The 18,433-nt window shown below is 69.0% G+C and carries 14 protein-coding genes; 3 read left to right on the top strand and 11 right to left on the bottom strand.

Annotation, left to right across the window (positions count from 1 at the left end; genetic code table 11):
• From N2041_RS03120 to N2041_RS03105, 4 genes are all read right to left on the bottom strand, one after another.
• Nucleotides 1-983 (bottom strand): right-handed parallel beta-helix repeat-containing protein (locus N2041_RS03120; RefSeq protein ID WP_297675703.1); only part of this gene is annotated, 983 nt, incomplete at its 3' end.
• A 43-nt stretch (nucleotides 984-1,026) separates the two neighbouring features.
• A complete protein-coding gene (locus N2041_RS03115; RefSeq protein ID WP_297675702.1) occupies nucleotides 1,027-1,860 on the bottom strand; it encodes an MBL fold metallo-hydrolase in 834 nt (277 codons plus the stop codon).
• A 12-nt stretch (nucleotides 1,861-1,872) separates the two neighbouring features.
• Nucleotides 1,873-3,105: a PLP-dependent aminotransferase family protein gene (locus N2041_RS03110; protein WP_297675700.1), complete on the bottom strand. Its 1,233-nt coding sequence runs from the start codon at nucleotides 3,103-3,105 to the stop codon at nucleotides 1,873-1,875.
• Between the two features lie 149 nt (nucleotides 3,106-3,254).
• Nucleotides 3,255-3,500: a hypothetical protein gene (locus N2041_RS03105; RefSeq protein WP_297675708.1), complete on the bottom strand. Its 246-nt coding sequence runs from the start codon at nucleotides 3,498-3,500 to the stop codon at nucleotides 3,255-3,257.
• On the opposite strand from N2041_RS03105, the gene gltB reads away from it, so the two are divergent.
• Together gltB and N2041_RS03095 are read left to right on the top strand one after the other, a co-directional pair.
• A complete protein-coding gene (gene gltB, locus N2041_RS03100) occupies nucleotides 3,381-7,913 on the top strand; it encodes a glutamate synthase large subunit (RefSeq protein ID WP_297675706.1) in 4,533 nt (1,510 codons plus the stop codon). The genes N2041_RS03105 and gltB overlap by 120 nt on opposite strands.
• On the top strand, nucleotides 7,906-9,345 hold the full coding sequence (locus tag N2041_RS03095; RefSeq protein WP_297675698.1) for a glutamate synthase subunit beta: 1,440 nt from the start codon (nucleotides 7,906-7,908) through the stop codon (nucleotides 9,343-9,345). Before gltB ends, N2041_RS03095 begins: the two co-directional genes overlap by 8 nt.
• A 45-nt stretch (nucleotides 9,346-9,390) precedes the next feature.
• Here the strand turns inward: N2041_RS03095 and N2041_RS03090 are convergent, their stop codons facing one another.
• From N2041_RS03090 to N2041_RS03070, 5 genes are all read right to left on the bottom strand, one after another.
• On the bottom strand, nucleotides 9,391-9,975 hold the full coding sequence (locus N2041_RS03090; RefSeq protein ID WP_297675696.1) for a hypothetical protein: 585 nt from the start codon (nucleotides 9,973-9,975) through the stop codon (nucleotides 9,391-9,393).
• 53 nt (nucleotides 9,976-10,028) lie between these two features.
• Entirely contained in the window at nucleotides 10,029-11,030 is a 1,002-nt protein-coding gene (locus N2041_RS03085) for a polyprenyl synthetase family protein (protein ID WP_297675695.1), read from the bottom strand.
• The gene (gene dxs, locus N2041_RS03080) at nucleotides 11,027-12,949 is read right to left on the bottom strand and encodes a 1-deoxy-D-xylulose-5-phosphate synthase (protein ID WP_297675693.1); all 1,923 of its coding nucleotides are present in this window, start codon (nucleotides 12,947-12,949) and stop codon (nucleotides 11,027-11,029) included. The genes N2041_RS03085 and dxs overlap by 4 nt, the downstream gene beginning before the upstream one ends.
• 106 nt (nucleotides 12,950-13,055) lie before the next feature.
• Nucleotides 13,056-14,297, bottom strand: a complete 1,242-nt coding sequence (locus N2041_RS03075) for an ATP-binding protein (RefSeq protein ID WP_297675691.1) — start codon at nucleotides 14,295-14,297, stop codon at nucleotides 13,056-13,058.
• Between the two features lie 7 nt (nucleotides 14,298-14,304).
• The gene (locus N2041_RS03070) at nucleotides 14,305-14,967 is read right to left on the bottom strand and encodes a response regulator transcription factor (protein ID WP_297675689.1); all 663 of its coding nucleotides are present in this window, start codon (nucleotides 14,965-14,967) and stop codon (nucleotides 14,305-14,307) included.
• Between the two features lie 167 nt (nucleotides 14,968-15,134).
• Here N2041_RS03070 and N2041_RS03065 point away from each other — a divergent pair, with 167 nt between their 5' ends.
• Nucleotides 15,135-16,235, top strand: coding sequence for a class I fructose-bisphosphate aldolase (locus N2041_RS03065; RefSeq protein WP_297675688.1), 1,101 nt, complete (start codon nucleotides 15,135-15,137; stop codon nucleotides 16,233-16,235).
• 91 nt (nucleotides 16,236-16,326) lie between these two features.
• Here N2041_RS03065 and N2041_RS03060 read toward each other — a convergent pair whose 3' ends face one another.
• A complete protein-coding gene (locus N2041_RS03060; RefSeq protein ID WP_297675686.1) occupies nucleotides 16,327-17,100 on the bottom strand; it encodes a response regulator transcription factor in 774 nt (257 codons plus the stop codon).
• Between the two features lie 293 nt (nucleotides 17,101-17,393).
• Complete coding sequence (locus tag N2041_RS03055) at nucleotides 17,394-18,170, bottom strand: sigma-70 family RNA polymerase sigma factor (protein ID WP_297675685.1); 777 nt, start codon at nucleotides 18,168-18,170, stop codon at nucleotides 17,394-17,396.
• Nucleotides 18,171-18,433: the final 263 nt, after the last annotated feature.

The raw sequence follows: 18,433 nt of genomic DNA, 5'->3' as shown, positions 1-18,433 counted from the left end.
GCTGTCCCCTGGATGCCGGCAGGCGTTGCGCGCGAGATCGATGGGTGCCCGACCCCGCCGTTCGCCCCGGCCGCGACCGCGATAGCCGGCCCGGGCAGCTCGGCGAACGTATTGGCCCGGAACGTGTTCCGGGACGACGCGGGAAGGTCGTTCGCCGCAGCGACGGAGATGCCCGTCCCGCAGCGGCGGAAGCTGTTCGACGACACGAGGGTGCCACTGCTCCCCGGCTCGAGCGCCAGGCATGCCTCTGCGATGTCGTCGAACTCATTTCCTTCGATGCGGGTGCCGGTGACGCCGCCTGCGCTTCCCGCGACGTTGACGCCGTGCTCGAGCCGCGTGAACCGGTTCGCCGCCGCGCCGCTGCCGCCGATGACGGACCCGCTGGCCGTCACCGCGACCCCCGTGCCGGCGCGCTCCCCTTCCGCTGGCCCGGAAATTTCGTTCCCGGAGACCGAGACCGCCGCCCCGCTGACCCGGACCGCGACGCCGCAGCCGCGAAACGTGTTGCCCGCTGAACCGCCGACGGCTGAGCCGTCCCCATCGGCGACGACGCACGCGCCGGTGAACCCCTCGAACGTCAGGCCCCGTACCGACGTGCCGGCGCCGGCCAGCCGCAGCCCGTCCTGCGGCGTCGAGAGGCTGGCCGAGCCGCCCCGGAGCACGACGCCGGCGCCGGCTCCGTCGACCGCGGCCCCCGGCCGGGTGAGCGCCGGCAACGGCGCGCTCCCCACCGCGATGACCGTCTCCGAACCCGCCGGGAAGACCCCTGCATCGAAGCGGATGGTGGTCGCCGCGCTCCCGGAGTTCACGACCGCTATCGCCGTTTTGAGCGTGCAGTTCGACGGGTGCGGACACGTGCCGGGCCCGTCCGTCGTGGATGTGACATAAAGAACGCCCGAATCATCCGCCGCCGCCGGGACGCTTCCCCGGGCGACCGGGAGCAGGACCACGAGGAGCGCCAGCCCCGCTGCGAGTCGTCGCATCAGGGCAACGCTACCGGGCCGCGGCCCGCGCCGGCAAGACAGCTCACAGCGGTTCGAAGACTCGCCGGCCGTCCCGCCGCGTCAACCGTCCGATGCCCGGGTGCGGCCAGTGCCCGGCGAACCACAGCAGTCCTTCGGAAATCGCCCGCTCGAACAGCGCGTCCCGGGTCGCGGCCGACTGCACGGGGTCGACGTCGAACGCCGGGGACCAGTCCGGGTGGATGAACTGCGCCGGGTGGTGCGAGGCGTCCCCGATGATGATGCCCCGGTCGCTGCCATCGACGACCCCGATGGCGACGTGACCGGGGGTGTGCCCCGGCGTCGGCACGAACACGAGGTGCTCATCGAGCGCCGTTTCGTCCTCCACGAACCGGATGCGGCCCGTGTGGCGGAGCGGCGCGACGCAGTCCCGCAGGTGCTCGTTCCCGGGCGCTTCCAGGCGCTCGGGCGCCATCCAGTAGTCCCACTCCTGCCGCTGGATGACGAACTCCGCGCGGGGAAAGAAGACTTCCGGCTCGCCGCTGGCGCCGTCCACCGTGTTCCAGCCCACGTGGTCGATGTGGAGGTGGGTGTGCACCACGAGGTCGATGTCGGCGGGAGCGAGCCCGGCATCGCGCAGCGCAGCGTCGAGCCGGCCGGCCGGAAAGCCCGGCCGTTTCCTCGGGCCGAGGCCCGTATCGATGAGCATCGTCTTGCCCGCCGACCGCACGAGGTAGCAGGTGATCGCCATCGTGAACAGGCCGCGCTCGTCGGCCTGGTGGCCGAACTCCTCGAGAAACGCGTCGGCGTGCTGCGGCACGAAATGCCGCGGGTTCATCAGCACCGGCGCATCCAGCAGCGGCGCAATCGTTACGGAGCCGATCGAGACCGTGTCCATCCCGGGCGGCCCCTACTTGATACCCGCGCGGGCTGCGACGTCTGCCATCGCCTCGCCGAGCCGCTGGATGCCCTCGTCGATCTCTTCCATATCGACATAACTGAATGCCAGCCGCAAGTGGTTCGTCGCCTGGCCGTCGGCGAAGAACTGCGGCCCCTGTCCGACGATGACGCCGCGCTCGTTCGCAGCGAGCTGCACCTCGCGCGAGCTCATGCCCGGCCGGAGCTCCAGCCACAGGAAGAACCCGCCCTTCGGACGGGTGTAGCTGATGTACGGCGCGCAGTACTTCGCCAGGGCCGCCTCGACCCGTGCGAGCTTCCGGCGGTAGATGCCGCGCAGCCGTTCGATGTGCCGGTCGAGGTCGCCGTTCCGGATCATCTCGGCGATGACGCGGCCGAGGAACGGGCTCGTCCCCATGTCGTACCGCAGCGCCGCGATGCGGGAGATGAGCGCCGGCGGCCCCTGGATCCAGCCCATCCGCAAGCCCGTCGCGATCGTCTTCGAGAAGCTCGCGACCTTCACGCCGTGCTCGCCCCCGCTCAGCGCGAACAGCGACGGCGGCGGCGGCTCCTCGAACCAGAGTTCGCCGTAGGCGTCATCCTCGAGGATGAACGTTTCGTAGCGCCGGGCGAGCTCGAGCAGGTGCTGCCGCCGCTCGAGCGTCATCGTGCAGCCGGCCGGGTTCTGGTGGTTCGGGATGCAGTAGATGAACTTCGCGCGCCGCCCCTGCGCCGCCAGCTCCGCCAGCTTCGCCTCCAGGATGTCCGTCCGCATCCCGTCCGCGTCGAGCGGGATGGCGACCTGCTCCGCACCGAACGACCGGATGGTCCGCATCGAGCCGGGGAAGTTCGGGCTTTCGACCATCACCACATCGCCCGGGTCCAGCAGCGTTTCGCAGACCATGCCGATCGCGTGGGCCGAACCGCTCGCGATGATGACGTGGTCCTTCGTCACCGAGATGCCGTCGAGCCGGGTCCACCGCTCCGCAATCGCCTCCCGGAGCGGCGCGGGCCCGAACGTCCCGCCGTATTCGAGCGCCTCCTTCCGCTCGCGTTCGAGCACAGCATGCGCGGCCCGCAGCAGTTCATCCGCCGGCAGCGAGGGGATATCGGGTAGCCCCCCGGCAAACGAAATGAGGTGGCGCGGGTCGGGCGTGGCTGCCGCCCAGACCTGGGGGCCGAGGATGCGGGCGCGCGCGCTGACCAGCGCATCGACGCGGTCAGGAGTCCAGTACGGGTCGGTCATCGGGCAGCTCCGGCGGCGAGGGTGCCCGGATTATACGCGCTCGTCGAAACGATTCCCGCAGTCCGCCGAACCGGGGACTTGAGACGCCGGTTGACCGGCCTGTTATACTTCAAGCTCACCCACCTTCTCGCGTGAGATTGCGAAGCATTTCACAAATGGCGCACCGAAATCACGGCGACGCCCGCGGCTCTCTTCATTTCGCAATCCCGCCGGGTGGTGACACGCTTCGAGAGGGACGCAGCATGCAGCAACCCCGGAGGCCTGCGCAGCAGGGTCTGTACCGTCCAGGGCTGGAACATGACGCCTGTGGCGTCGGCTTCATCGTTCACCTGAAGGGCCAGCGGTCCCACAAGCTGGTCGATGATGCCCTCTCCGCCCTGGAGCACCTGCACCACCGCGGAGCCTCCGGCAGCGAGCCGAACACCGGCGACGGCGCCGGCATCCTCATCCAGATGCCGCACGAGTTCCTCCGTCGCGAGTGCGCCCAGCTCGGCATCCGCCTGCCCGAGGCCGGCCACTACGGGGCTGGCCTCTTCTTCGCCTCCCGCGACCCTCGCGCGACCGAGCAGGCGAAGGCCCTCTTCGCGGCCATCGTCGAAGAAGAAGGCCAGCACCTCCTCGGGTGGCGGAAGGTCCCGACGAACAACGCCGACCTCGGCGCGACGGCCCTCGCCGCCGAGCCCGACATGTGGCAGGTCTTCATCAGCCGCGGCGCCGGGATCGAGAACGACGACGCCTTCGAGCGCCGCCTCTACGTCATCCGGAAGCGCTTCGAAAAGGCCATCCAGCGCTGGGGCATCCGCGACGCGGAATGGTTCTACTTCCCCAGCCTCTCCTGCCGCACCCTCGTCTACAAAGGGATGCTCACCGCCACCCAGCTGCGCGGTTACTTCCCGGACCTCAGCGACCGCCACCTCATCTCGGCGCTCGCCATGTTCCACTCCCGCTTCAGCACCAATACCTTCCCGAGCTGGGAGCTGGCCCACCCCTACCGGATGATCGCCCACAACGGCGAGATCAACACCCTGCGCGGCAACCGCAACTGGATGGCGGCGCGCGAAGCGCTCTTCGCTTCGCCCTACTTCCCGGACATCCACAAGATCCTGCCCGTCATCAACGAGCACGGCAGCGACACCGCCAGCCTCGACGAAGCGCTCGAGCTGCTGGTGATGGCCGGCCGCAGCCTACCCCACGCCATGATGATGCTCATCCCCGAGGCGTGGCAGGAGCACGAGAGCATGGACCCGGCCAAGAAGGCCTTCTACGAGTACCACTCCTGCCTCATGGAGCCGTGGGACGGCCCGGCCTCCGTCGCCTTCACCGACGGCCGCAACATCGGCGCCGTGCTCGACCGCAACGGCCTCCGGCCTTCCCGCTACTACGTCACGAAGGACGACCTCGTCATCATGGCGTCCGAGGTCGGCGTCCTCCCGATCGAGCCCGAGCGCGTCCTCCTCAAGGGCCGGCTCCAGCCGGGCAAGATGTTCCTCGTCAGCCTCGAGGAAGGCCGCATCATCGATGACACCGAGCTGAAGATGAAGCTCGCGAACGAGCGGCCTTACGCCCAGTGGCTGAAGGACAACCTCATCCACATCGACGATATCCCCGCAACGGAGACGCCGCCGCCCCCGCCGCCCGACATCCTGCTCCAGCAGCAGATGGCCTACGGCTACACCATCGAGGACGAGAAGTACCACCTCGGGCCGATGGCGGAGAAGGGCGAAGAAGCCGTCGGCTCCATGGGCACCGATACGCCCCTCGCCGTCCTCAGCGACCGGCCGCAGCCGCTCTACAACTACTTCCAGCAGCTCTTCGCCCAGGTCACGAACCCGCCGCTCGATGCTATCCGCGAAGAGCTCGTCACCTCCGTGAAGACGGTCATCGGGCCCGAGGGCAACCTGCTCGACCCCGAGCCGGAGAGCTGCCATCTCGTCAGTCTCGACAATCCGTTCATCGACAACGAGCAGCTGGCCAAGTTCAAGTCGCTCAAAGACCACGCCCTCCGGGCTACGGTCCTCCCGATGCTCTTCCCCGCGAAGGCGGGCCCGGCCGGCCTCGAAGCCGCGATGGAGGAACTGTTCCGCGCGGCCGACCGCGCCATCGATGACGGCGCGAAGGTGCTCATCCTCTCGGACCGCGGCGTCGATGCCGAACACGCGCCGATCCCCTCCCTGCTCGCCGTCGCCGGCCTCCACAACCATCTCGTCCGCGAGAAGAAGCGCACGCAGGTCGGCCTCATCGTCGAAACCGGCGACGCGCGCGAGGTGCATCACTTCGCGCTGCTCATCGGCTACGGCGCCGGCGCGGTGAACCCGTGGCTCGCCCTCGATTCGCTCGAGCAGGTTCGCCAGGACGGCTACATCACCGCCGACTACCCCATCGAGAAGCTCCGCGCGAACTACCTGAAGGCGATCAAGAAGGGCGTCGTGAAGGTGATGTCCAAGATGGGCATCTCCACCATCCAGAGCTACCGCGGCGCCCAGATCTTCGAGGCCGTCGGCCTCAGCGAAGCCTTCATCGACAAGTACTTCACCAACACCGTCTCCCGCATCGGCGGCATCGGCATCCACGAGGTCGCGCAGGAAGTCCTCGCCCACCATCAGCGGGCCTTCCCCGACCGCGACGGCGGCCTCCGCGAACTCGCGTGGGGCGGCCAGTACCAGTGGCGCCGCGACGGCGAATACCACCTCTTCAACCCCGAGACGGTGTTCCGCCTCCAGCATTCGACCCGCACGGGCCAGTATCAGATCTTCCGCGAATACACCCGGCTCGTGGACGACCAGAGCAAGCGGCTCGCCACGCTCCGCGGCCTCTTCGAACTCAAGTCGGACCGGCCGCCCATCCCGATCGAAGAAGTCGAGCCGGCTGAGAACATCTACAAGCGGTTCGCCACCGGGGCGATGTCGTTCGGCTCCATCAGCGCCGAGGCGCACGAGACCCTCGCCATCGCCATGAACCGCATCGGCGGCAAGAGCAACACCGGCGAAGGCGGCGAGGACCGCCGCCGCTACACGCCCGACCCGAACGGCGACTCCCGCCGGTCCGCCATCAAGCAGGTCGCATCCGGCCGCTTCGGCGTCACCAGCGAGTACCTCGTGAACGCCGACGAAATCCAGATCAAGATGGCGCAGGGCGCGAAGCCCGGCGAAGGCGGCCAGCTACCCGGCACGAAGGTCTACCCGTGGATTGCCGAGGTGCGCCACGCCACCCCGGGCGTCGGCCTCATCAGCCCGCCGCCGCACCACGACATCTACTCCATCGAAGACCTCGCCCAGCTCATCCACGACCTGAAGAACGCGAATCCGCGCGCCCGCATCAGCGTGAAGCTCGTCGCCGAAGTCGGCGTCGGCACGGTCGCCGCCGGCGTGGCGAAAGCCAAGTCCGACCACGTCCTCATCTCGGGGCACGACGGCGGCACCGGCGCGAGCCCCCTCACCTCCATCAAGCACGCCGGCCTGCCGTGGGAGCTCGGGCTCGCCGAGACCCAGCAGACGCTGGTGATGAACAAACTTCGCGACCGCATCGTCGTCCAGGTGGATGGCCAGATGAAAACCGGGCGCGACGTCATCATCGGCGCGCTCCTCGGCGCCGAGGAGTACGGCTTCGCGACGGCCCCGCTGGTCGTGATGGGCTGCATCATGATGCGCGTCTGCCACCTCGACACCTGCCCGGTCGGCATCGCTACCCAGAATCCCGCCCTGCGCGAGAAGTTCGCCGGTCGCGCCGAGCACGTCGTCAACTTCTTCAAATTCATCGCCGAAGAGGTGCGGGAGTACCTCGCCCAGCTCGGCTACCGCTCGCTCGACGAGATCATCGGCCGCTCGGACCTCCTCGATGTGCGCCGCGCCGTCGACCACTGGAAGGCCCAGGGCCTCGACCTCAGCGCCATCCTCTACCGGCCGCAGGTCGATGCCAGCGTTGCGACGCGCTGCATTACGACCCAGGACCACGGCCTCGAACGGGCGCTCGACAACGAGCTCATCCGCCTCGCCCAGCCAGCCCTCGAGCGCGGCGAAAAGGTCGTGCTCGATATGCCGATCCGCAACGTGAACCGCACCGTCGGCACGATGCTCGGCAGTGAACTGACCCGGCGGTACGGCCACACCGGCCTCCCCGACGACACCATCGATATCACCTTCCATGGCTCGGCCGGCCAGAGCTTCGGGGCCTTCCTTCCCGCCGGCATCACGCTCCGTCTCGAAGGTGATGCCAACGACTACATCGGCAAGGGCCTCTCCGGCGGCAAAATCATCGTCTACCCGCCGAAGGACGCGACCTTCGTACCCGAAGAGAACATCGTCATCGGCAACGTCGCGCTCTACGGTGCGACGAGCGGCGCAGCCTTCTTCCGCGGCGTCGCGGGCGAGCGGTTCATGGTCCGCAACTCCGGCGCGGTCGCCGTCGTCGAAGGCACCGGCGACCACGGCTGCGAGTACATGACCGGCGGCCGGGCGGTCATCATCGGCCGCACCGGGCGGAACTTCGCTGCCGGCATGAGCGGCGGCATCGCCTACGTCCTCGACGAAGACGGCGACTTCCACACCCGCTGCAACATGGAGATGGTCGGCCTCGAACCGCTCGAAGAGCCGGAAGACCTCGACCTCGTGAAGGGGCTGCTGGAGCGGCACGTCCAGTACACCGGCAGCACGGTCGCCCAGCGCCTGCTCGCCGACTGGCCGGCGGCTGCCCGCAAGTTCGTCAAGGTCATGCCGACCGACTACCGCCGCGTGCTCGAGCAGCAGCGCTACCAGTCGCAGGACGGCGCGCAGGGCACGCACACCCCGACCGTTGGAGCTGCCCGTGGCTAAGCCGACCGGATTCCTCGAGTACTCCCGCGAAACGCCGAAGCGCCGGCCCGTGGACCAGCGCGTCCACGACTGGCTCGAAGTCTACGAAGAGTTCCCGCTCGAGAAGCTCAAGACCCAGGCCGCCCGCTGCATGGACTGCGGCATCCCCTTCTGCCACCAGGGCTGCCCGCTCGGCAACATCATCCCCGACTGGAACGACCTCGTGTACCGCGACCGGTGGCGCGACGCGATTGACCGCCTGCACGCGACGAACAACTTCCCGGAGTTCACCGGCCGCCTCTGCCCGGCCCCGTGCGAAGCCGCCTGCGTCCTCGGCATCAACAACGACCCGGTCACCATCAAGCAGGTCGAACTCGAAATCATCGAGTATGCGTGGCAGGCGGGCTGGGTGAAGCCCCAGCCGGCTACCCACCGCACCGGCAAGACGGTCGCCGTCATCGGCTCCGGCCCGGCCGGGCTTGCCTGCGCGCAGCAGCTCGCGCGCGCCGGCCACGAAGTCACGGTCTTCGAACGAGATGACCGCATCGGCGGCCTCCTCCGCTACGGCATCCCGGATTTCAAGATGGAGAAGCGCTTCCTCGACCGCCGCCTCGCCCAGATGGAGGCCGAGGGCGTCGTCTTCCGCGCGGGCGTCAACGTCGGCAAGGACATCGACGCCCGGGAACTGCTCGAGGAGTTCGACGCCATCTGCCTCGCCGGCGGCGCGACCCAGCCGCGCGACCTCCAGGTGCCCGGCCGCGAGCTCAAGGGCGTCTACTTCGCCATGCAGTACCTCCCGATGCAGAACCGCCGGAACGCCGGCGACGAGATCCCCGAGGACGAATTCATCAGCGCGAAGGACAAGCGCGTCATCATCCTCGGCGGCGGCGACACCGGCGCGGACTGCCTCGGCACCGCGCTCCGCCAGGGCGCACGCGAAGTCCTCCAGTACGAAATCCTCCCGAAGCCGCCGGCCAGCCGTCCGCCCGAGCAGCCCTGGCCGCTCTACCCGAACATCTACCGCGTCTCCTCGGCCCACGAGGAGGGCGGCACCCGTGACTACTGCATCATGACGACTCGCCTCTCCGGCGAAAACGGCCGCCTCACGACGCTCCACGCCGTGCGGGTCGAATTCGTCAACGAACACGGCCGCCAGGTCATGCGCGAGATTCCCGGGAGCGAGTTCTCGGAGCCGGTCGACCTCCTGCTCCTCGCCATGGGCTTCCTCGGCCCCGAGAAAGGCGGCCTCCTGGAGCAGCTCGGCGTCCAGCTCACCGAACGCGGCAACGTCTGGGCCGACGAGAACAAGATGACGTCGGTGCCCGGCGTGTTCACCGCCGGCGATATGACCCGGGGCCAGTCGCTCATCGTCTGGGCGATCGCCGAGGGGCGCGCCGCGGCCCGCGGCATCGACCAGTACCTGATGGGCGACACCCGCCTCCCGATCAACTGACCGCCCCTCGGGAATTTCCGGGAAATTCGAACGGCGCCCCGCGGCTCAGCCCCCGGGGCGCTCCGTTTTCGCGGGCCCGAGGGGGTATTCGTGCGCGATGACCCGTGCCGGCACACCCACCGCCGTCGCGTTCGCCGGCACGTCCGAGATGACCACCGCGTTCGCGCCGATGCGCGCGTTGTCGCCGACCGTTACCGGCCCGAGGATCTTCGCGCCCGTCCCGATGAAGACGAACCGCCCGATGGTCGGCCCATCGAGCGAGACATCCGGGCCGCCCGTGTTCAGCCCGATCGTGACGAACGGGGCGATGGAGCAGAACGGCCCGATGCGCGTCGTCCCGTCGATGACCACGTGGCCGTGGTTGAGCAGCAGCCCCGGCCCGATTTCCACCCGGTCGCCTATGGAGACGCCGGCGAGCAGCATCGTCAGCCGGCGGCACAGGTTCGGCAGCAGCGGAATCCCGCGCCGCCGCAGCCACGCCTGCAGCCGGTAGATGAGCACGACCTGCGCCTCGGGCGAGAGGATGATGCTGGCGGCAGCTTCCGCGCGCGGCCCGAGCCACCGGCGGACCAGTGGCACCGCGTGCCACGTCACCGCCTGGCGGATGTCTTCGCGCACGTTTTCGAACATCTCCGGCCTCCGCGCCCCGGTCGGGTCACCGGGCGATCGTCGCAGGGCAGGGGCTAGCGGTCACGCTCCGCGATGAAGCGGGCGAACGCCCTGAGCCGCTCCCGAGCGCCCTCAGCGATCGCGATGTCCGTGAGCAGCGCGTCTGCCTCTGCCGAAAACCGCCGGGCGAGCGCCCGCGTATGCTCCCGGGCGCCGCTTTCCTCAAGCAGCTCGAGCACCCTCGCCGTGTCGCCGTCAGAAGCCGGCGCATCGCGGTAGAGCGTCCGCAGCGCGTCGCGGCTCCGGCCGGATGCCAGGGCGAACACGACTGGCAGCGTCTTCTTCCGGCGCGTGATGTCGCTGGAGGTCGACTTCCCAGTTGCCGCCGCGTCGCCCCACGCGCCGAGGTAGTCGTCCTGGACCTGGAACGCCAGCCCGAGCCGTTCGCCCCACGCGCGAAACCGTTCGACCGTCTCACGCGGAGCGCCTGCCAGTGCCGCCCCGATGCCGGCCGCCGCGCCGAGCAGCGCGCCGGTCTTGCCCTCGACCATCGCAAGGTATTCCTGCTCGGTCACGTCGTCGCGGGCTTCGAAGGCGATGTCCGCCCATTGCCCCGCGACCATCCGCTCGACGGCCTCGAACAGGATCGCGAGCGCCAGCGGCGCGCCCGGCAGGCGGCTGTCGGCCAGCTGGCGCAGGCCCCGCGTGTAGAGGAAGTTGCCCAGGTTGATCGCCTGCGGCTCTCCGACGATGCGCCACGCCGTCGGCCGGCCGTGGCGGAGTGCATCGCCATCCTGGATGTCGTCGTGGACGAGCGAAAAGTTGTGGACCAGCTCGACAGCGGTGGCGCCAGGCAGCGCCTGCTCGGGCTGGGCTCCAGCCGCAGCCGCGACCTCGAGGCACATCAGCGGTCGCAGCCGCTTCCCGCCGCCGGCTGCCGCCCGCCCGTCGGCGTCTTCCCATCCCATGACATAACGGGACAAGCGGACCAGATCAGCCGGCCCATCCGCCAGGGCGCGCCGCAGCGCGTCTTCGATGAGCGGCAGCCCGCCCTGGAACTCCGGCGGCAGGCTCATGCCCGGGCGAGGTCGGCCGGGGCCGGGGCCGACCAGCCCCGGACCGCCAGAGCCTCCCGCGCCGCGGCCGCGATGCCCTCGGCATCGAGCCGGTGCAGGTGGCGCATCGTCGCCTGCGGCCCGTGGTCGACGATCGCGTCCGGCATGGCCAGCGCGCCGAGGTACCGGTCAGCGAGGCAGTGGTCGGCGAGCAGTTCGAGCACCGCGTCGCCGAAACCGCCGGCCCGGACGTTCTCCTCCGCGGTGATGATGCCGGCGGTCGTGCGGGCCGCCTCCAGCAGCAGCTCGGCATCGAGCGGCTTGGCGAACCGCGCGTTGATGACCGCTGCGTCGATGCCGTCGGCCTCGAGCAGGCTCGCCGCCTTGAGGCACTCGGTCACCGGCGCGCCGAAGCCCACGAGCGCGATGTCGCGGCCGGCCCGGAGCAGCTCCCCTTTCCCGACCGGGATGCGCTCCATCGGCAAATCCGTCGGCGCGCCGGGTCCGCTCCCGCGCGGGTAGCGGACCGCGAACGGGCCCTCGTGGTGGACCCCGGTATAGAGCAGGTCGCGCAGCTCCCGCTCGTCCTTCGGCGCGCTCACGACCATGTTCGGCAGGCAGCGCAGGTAGCTGATATCGATGAAGCCCTGGTGCGTCTTCCCGTCGTCCCCGACGAACCCCGCCCGGTCCATCGCGAACACGACCGGCAGGTTCTGCACCACCACGTCGTGCACCACGGAGTCATACCCGCGCTGCAGGAACGTGCTGTAGATCGCCGCGATGGGTCGGATGCCCTGGGTCGCGAGCCCCGCAGCGAACGTCACCGCGTGCTGCTCTGCGATGGCCACATCGAACACGCGGTCCGGGTGTTTCGTATGGACCGGTGCGAGGCCCGTTCCCTCGAGCATCGCCGCCGTGATGGCGACCACCCGCGGGTCCGACTCGATCAGCTCCTGCACCGCCTGCGCGAACACCTGGCTGTAGGTCGGCTTTGGTGCCGGCGCCGCAGGGTCCGACTTCTTCAGCCAGTAGGTGCCGCTGTGGCTCTTGATGGGGTCGGCCGCCGCCTCCGGCACGCCGTGCCCCTTCTCTGTGAGCACGTGCAGGAGCACCGGCTTGCCTTCGACCTTTTTGATCGCCCGCAGCGTCGCTTCGAGCTCCCGGATGTCGTGGCCGTCGATCGGGCCGTAATACTCGAAGCCGAACTGCTCCCAGAAGCTGGCCGGCACGAGCAGGTCGCGCAGGCTCGCCTTCACCCGCTTCGCGCCCTCCCAGACCTGCCGGCCGAGGGGCAGATGCTCGACCAGTTCACCGATCTCCCGCTTGGCGTTGCGGTAAAGCGGGTCGACGCGAAGCTTGTTGACGTTCCGGCTCAGCGCGCCGACGTTCGGCGAGATCGACATCGCGTTGTCGTTCAGGATGACGATGAGCCGGTGCAGGCCGAGATGGCCGGCGTGGTTCATCGCCTCGAGCGCCATGCCGCACGTCATCGCGCCGTCGCCGATGACCGCGATGGCGTAGAAGTCCTCGCCTTTGAAGTCGCGCGCGACCGCCATGCCGACCGCCGCCGAGATCGAGGTCCCGGCGTGGCCGGCGCCGAAGACGTCGTGCTCGCTCTCCTTCCGGTCGGCGAATCCGCTCAGCCCGCCGAACTGGCGGATGGTCGCCATCCGGTCCTTCCGGCCCGTGAGGATCTTGTGGACGTACACCTGGTGGCTGACGTCCCAGACGATCTTGTCCTTCGGCGAATCGAAAAGCCGGTGCAGTGCGATCGTCAGTTCGACGACGCCGAGGTTGGAGGCGAGATGGCCGCCGCCGCCGATGCCGTCGACCGTCTGGACCAGGAATTGCCGAATCTCGGCGGCCAGCGCCTCGAGCTGGTCGTACGTGAGCCCACGGAGGTCGCGCGGGCTGTCAATCCGATCGAGTAGCTGCGTCACGCCGTCATCTCCTCCTGCCTCCAGTAGGCCACGACTCCCGTGGAGGGGCGGTACGGTGGCTTACCGGCGGTCCCCCGTTCGACCCTACGAAGGGCCGATGGCCCGGTCAAGCCTGCCGTCCCGGCTCCCACGCGAGCGCACCGCCCCGCGGAGCCGGTGCCGGCGAATCGGACGGTTCCAGCGCCTTCGGCAGCTCGATCCAGAACGTACTCCCGGCGCCCGGTTCCGACCGCACGCCCACGCTGCCGCCCATCGCCCCGATGAGCTCCTTCACGATGGCGAGGCCGAGCCCCGTGCCGCCTTCCCGCCGGCTCCGCCCCTTATCCACCCGGTAGAAGCGGTCGAAGATGTGCGGCAGCGCCTCCGGCGGGATGCCCGGGCCGTTGTCCTCGACTTCCACCCGGGCCGCCTTGCCAGCGTCCGCCACGCGGACGGTGACCGTGGAGCCTTCGCCCGAGTACTTGATGGCGTTATCGACGAGGTTCAGGACGCACCGGTGCAGCAAGTCGGGGCTGGCAACCGCCTCCGCCGGCTCCCGCACGTCGCGGCGGAGGGCGACGCCGCGCTGGGCGGCGAGCGGCTGCAGCTCCGCGATGACGTCGGCAGCCAGCGATGCCAGGTCGACCTCTTCGCGCTCCACCCGAGCGCCGTCGTCGTTCGTGAGGAGCAGCAGGTCTTCGCTCAGGCGCGTCAGCCGCTCCGTCTGGCTCTTGATGGTCGCGACGAGCTCGCGGTACTCCTCGAGCGAGGCGTCCGGGTCCATCTCGGTCACCTCGATGTTCGTTCGAATGGCCGCGAGCGGCGTCCTCAGCTCGTGCGAGGCGTCCTGCACGAATTGCCGCTGCCGTTCGAACGAGGCTTCCAGCCGCCCGATCATCGAGTCGAAGGTGTCGGCCAGCGCCCACAGCTCGTCGCGCGGCCCCTGGTAGTTGATGCGGCGGCTCAGGTTCGTTGCGCTGATTTCGGAGGCCGCCTCCGTGATGTCCCGCACCGGCCGGAGCAGGACGCCGGAAAGAACATACCCGCCGATGCCCGACGCGATCGCGAGGCCCAGCACCGAAACGAGCGACCAGTACTGCAGCCGGTCGAGGCTGTGCGAGTAGATGCCGTCTTCCACTTCGCGCAGGCTGTACGTTTCGGTCTCGATCGGCACCACGATCGCCTGCGCTGGGCCGGTCCGGACTGGCGTGTACACCACGTCGTTGGAGCGCGACAGTTCGAAGACGCGCGGCTGGTCGAACCGCACGGCGAGGTTCAGCGCGACGACGAAGGCGACGCCGAAAACCAGCAGCAGGCTGGAGTACCAGACCGTGAGCCGGAAGCGGATGCTCCGGAAGAACGGCGGCATGCGCACCCTAGAGGACGTAGCCCTTTCCGCGGATCGTCTCGATCAGCTGTTCCTCGAATCCTTCATTCAGTTTGCGGCGCAGGTTGTTCATGTGCACCTTGACCGTCTGGGTGAAGGGGTTGGCGTGCTCGTCCCAGATGTTTTCCAGCAGCTCTTCTTGCGGGACCGCCCGGCCCTCGTTCCGCGCCAGGTAGTAGAGGAGCGCGAACTCCTTCGGCGTCAGGTGGATCTCCTTGCCCGCCCGCCGGCAGCGGTTCGTATTCGGGTCCAGCTCCAGCCCGCGCGTTTCGATGACGGGCTCGCGCATCGACCCTTCCCGCCGGGTGATCGCCCGGATCCGGGCCGCCAGCTCGCTGAAGGCGAACGGCTTGACGAGGTAGTCGTCGGCGCCCTGGTCGAGCCCCTCGATCCGCTCCCGGATGGAGCTCCGCGCCGTCAGCATGATGATGCCGCCCGAGAACCGGTCCTCCCGCAGCCGCCGGCAGACTTCGATGCCGTCCACGCGCGGCAGGTTCAGGTCGAGGCAGATCACGTCATAATTCGTTTCCGCGGCCATCTCCAGCGCCTCGGCGCCGTCCCGGGCCACGTCGACGTCGTACCCCTGCTTCACGAGGCCCCGCTCGATCGCTCCCGCGATGGCCTCTTCGTCCTCGACGACCAGCACGCGCATCGCCGACCCTCCTTCGTCGTTGCCGATTTCTTTCACCGTACCGCACCGAAACCGAAGCGAAGGTAAAGAAATCCTCTGAACGAATAGGGGGCCACGACCGCTCGGGGCGGCCGCGGTATCATCCCCGTGGCGGCGCGGAGCCGCCCATCCCGAATCGAGGCGCAACGATGGTTCTCGCTGAACGCCCCACCCGCGAACTCTCCCTCGGCGACATCGCCGACATTCTCGGCGACGAAGCCTCCTCTCTGCTCGAGCACCGCTGCGAAGGCATCCCGGCGGAAAGCCTCCACCTCCCCGGACCCGATTTCGTGACCCGCGTCTGGGCCCAGTCCGACCGCTCCCCGCAGGTGCTCCGCAATCTGCAGGCGATCCTCGGCCACGGCCGCCTCGCCGGCACCGGCTACGTCTCCATCCTCCCGGTCGACCAGGGCATCGAGCACTCCGGCGGCGCGTCGTTCGCCAAGAACCCCGCTTACTTCGACCCCGAGAACATCGTCCTCCTCGCGCTCGAAGGCGGCTGTAACGCGGTCGCCTCGACCTTCGGCGTGCTCGGCGCCGTGGCCCGCAAGTACGCGCACCGCATCCCCTTCATCGTCAAGATCAACCACAACGAGCTCCTGACCTACCCGAACAAGTACGACCAGATCATGTTCGGCACCATCAAGGAGGCGTGGAACCTCGGCGCGGCGGCCGTCGGCGCGACCATCTACTTCGGGTCCGAGGAGAGCGCCCGCCAGATCGTCGAAGTCTCCGAAGCGTTCGCCTATGCGCACGAGCTCGGCATGGCGACCGTCCTCTGGTGCTACCTCCGCAATCCCGGCTTCAAGGTCGACGGCGTCAACCACGAGACCTCCGCCGACCTGACCGGCCAGGCGAACCACCTCGGCGTCACGATCCAGGCCGATATCGTGAAGCAGAAGCTGCCGGAGCAGAACGGCGGCTACCGGGCCCTCAACCAGAAGGGCAGCTACGGCAAGTTCGACGAGCGGATGTACACGAAGCTCACGACCGACCACCCGATCGACCTCACCCGCTACCAGGTTGCGAACGGCTACATGGGTCGCGTCGGCCTCATCAACTCGGGCGGCGCCAGCGCCGGCGAAAGCGACCTGAAGGAGGCCGTGAAGACCGCCGTCATCAACAAGCGCGCGGGCGGCATGGGCCTCATCTCCGGCCGGAAGGCCTTCCAGCGGCCGATGAACGAAGGCATCGCCCTGCTCAACGCCATCCAGGACGTCTACCGCTGCGAGGGCGTGACGATCGCCTGACCGGCTCTACGCCAGGATACGACATAACAGCCCCGGCAGGTTCCTGCCGGGGCTGTCGGTTTCGTTGACGGTCGCGGGATTGCCGGGCCGCTCAGGCAGCCTCCACCGACCGCGCGGCATCGCGCCGGTTGCTCCGCCGCTCGAGCATGTACCCGAAGCCGCGCACATTGACGATGTAGCTTGGCTCTGCCGGGTCGTGCTCCACCTTCCGGCGAATCCGGCGGATGTAGACCTTCACGATCTCCTGCGCTTCGCGCTCAGAGTAGGTGTAATCCTGCACGGCGCGCAGGATTTCGACCGGGCTGACCACCTTGCCGGCGTTCTTCGCCAGGTAAGCGAGGATCTTGAACTCGGTCGGCGTGAGCGGGATCGTCTCGCCGTTGCGGACGGCCTGGCAGCGGTCGAAGTCCAGCACGAGGTCGCGGACCGTAATCGTGCTCGGGCCGTCGTCCTCCTCAGGCTCGGCCTGCGCCGCCGTCCGGCGCCGGAGCATCGCCCCCAGCTGCGCGTTGAACATCTCCGCGCCGTCGGTGTCGCGGACGCAGACGTCAGCGCCGGCTTCGAGGGCGAGGCTCAGTCCGTGCGGATGCGGCCCGGGCGCGACGACGATGATGTTCGCCTTGCAGGCGCGCGCCACCTGCCGGACGAGCGCGATATCGTCATCGTGGCGCGGATCGATGGCGAGCACGACCAGGTCCGGGTCGAACTGCGCCAGCAGCCGCTCGGTCTCGCGGTCGTGCGGCCGCTCCGTCGTCGTGAAACCGTGGCGCGCCAGCGACGGGAGCACATCAGCCGAGCGGTAGTCGCGCGTGTGCGTCACGAACGCGACCTGGCTTCGGAAGCCGTCATTGAAGCGGTCCGCCATTGCATCACCCCCAGGGCACCGCCGGGCGCGCTGGCCCGCCTGTGCCGTCCTTCGTTCTCGAGCCGGTGCCGCTTCCCGCGCGCGCCGATGGCCGATGGCATCGACCGCGCGACACGGGCTCACTCTCTATCTTCGGCAGGCTGCGCCGGTCTAATAGGGGTCCGGGCGGTGAAGGAGGAACCGTTTCGCACCCGACCCGCCACCCTGCGCCGGTCTCGAGCACGAGACAAAAGAACCGCGGCCGGGCAGGTGATGCCCCGGCCGCGGGAACTGTTCTGGAGAACCCGGCAGGGTCAGGCGACGTCGCGCAGGAGCGAGCGCCGCAGCCGCTTCACCGCCTGGGCGTGCAGCTGGCTCACGCGCGTCTCCGAAACCTGGAGCACCGCCGCGATGTCCCGCATCGTCAATCGCTCGACATAATACAGGCTGATGACCAGCCGCTCCCGTTCGGGAAGCTGGGCGACCGACCGCGCGAGGTCTTCGTACAGCTCCTTCTCCTCGAACGTCCGCGTGAAATCGAGGTCCTCCTCCGCCGTCGGCATCTCGGCCGCCGGGAACGAGTCGCCGTCGTCGTCGCGCTCGAGCATCCGGTCGAGCGACACCGTGACCCAGCGCGACTGTGAGGTTGCCTCCCGGTACTGCTCGACCGAGACGCCCATGTGCTCCGCGGTCTCGGCGTCGGTCGGCGTGCGCCCGAGCAGGACCTCCAGCTCCGACTGTGCGCGCTGCACATCGCGCGCCTTCTGGCGCATCGTCCGGCTGAGGCGGTCCATGCGGCGGAAGGCGTCAATCATCGCGCCCCGGATGCGCTGGACGGCGTAGGCGTGGAAATTCGTCCCCTTCGAGGGGTCGTACCGCCGCACCGCCTCGACCAGGCCGCACGTGCCGTAGCCGACCGCGTCTTCGAACTCCAGGAGCCCCGGAATCTCGAGCGGGAGCGTCCGGGCGACCCGGCGCACCAGCGGGGCGTACTGCATCACGAGGCGCTGCTGTTCTTCCAGCGACAGCCGGTTCGGCGTTTCCTGGCGGTCTTCCCCGGGCTGCTCATCGTAGGCGGACGGCCACTGCATGTTCGTTCTCCCCCGTTGCTGCCACTTCCCCGAACTCCGGGCCGCGCCGGCGAAAGGTGCCGGCAGCGCCCCCGGCCTGGCGGTTCCCCCGATTTGAAACCGTTCGTGCCTTTGTTGTCGGGCGGCTGCGCCGATTGTTCAGGTCCGCCGGGTGACAGAACAACGAGCGCCCCGTGACACCGGAGTGGTGCTTCGGTGACAACCCGAGACATAAGCGCGCCGCGGGGGCGGTCGGGGTGCCCCGGGAGGCCCGTTCCGGGCGT

Source organism: Tepidiforma sp., from assembly GCF_026419595.1.
Taxonomy (GTDB): domain Bacteria; phylum Chloroflexota; class Dehalococcoidia; order Tepidiformales; family Tepidiformaceae; genus Tepidiforma.
Note: the sequence above shows the minus strand (reverse complement) of the source record. Positions and strands in the feature narration are given on the sequence as shown.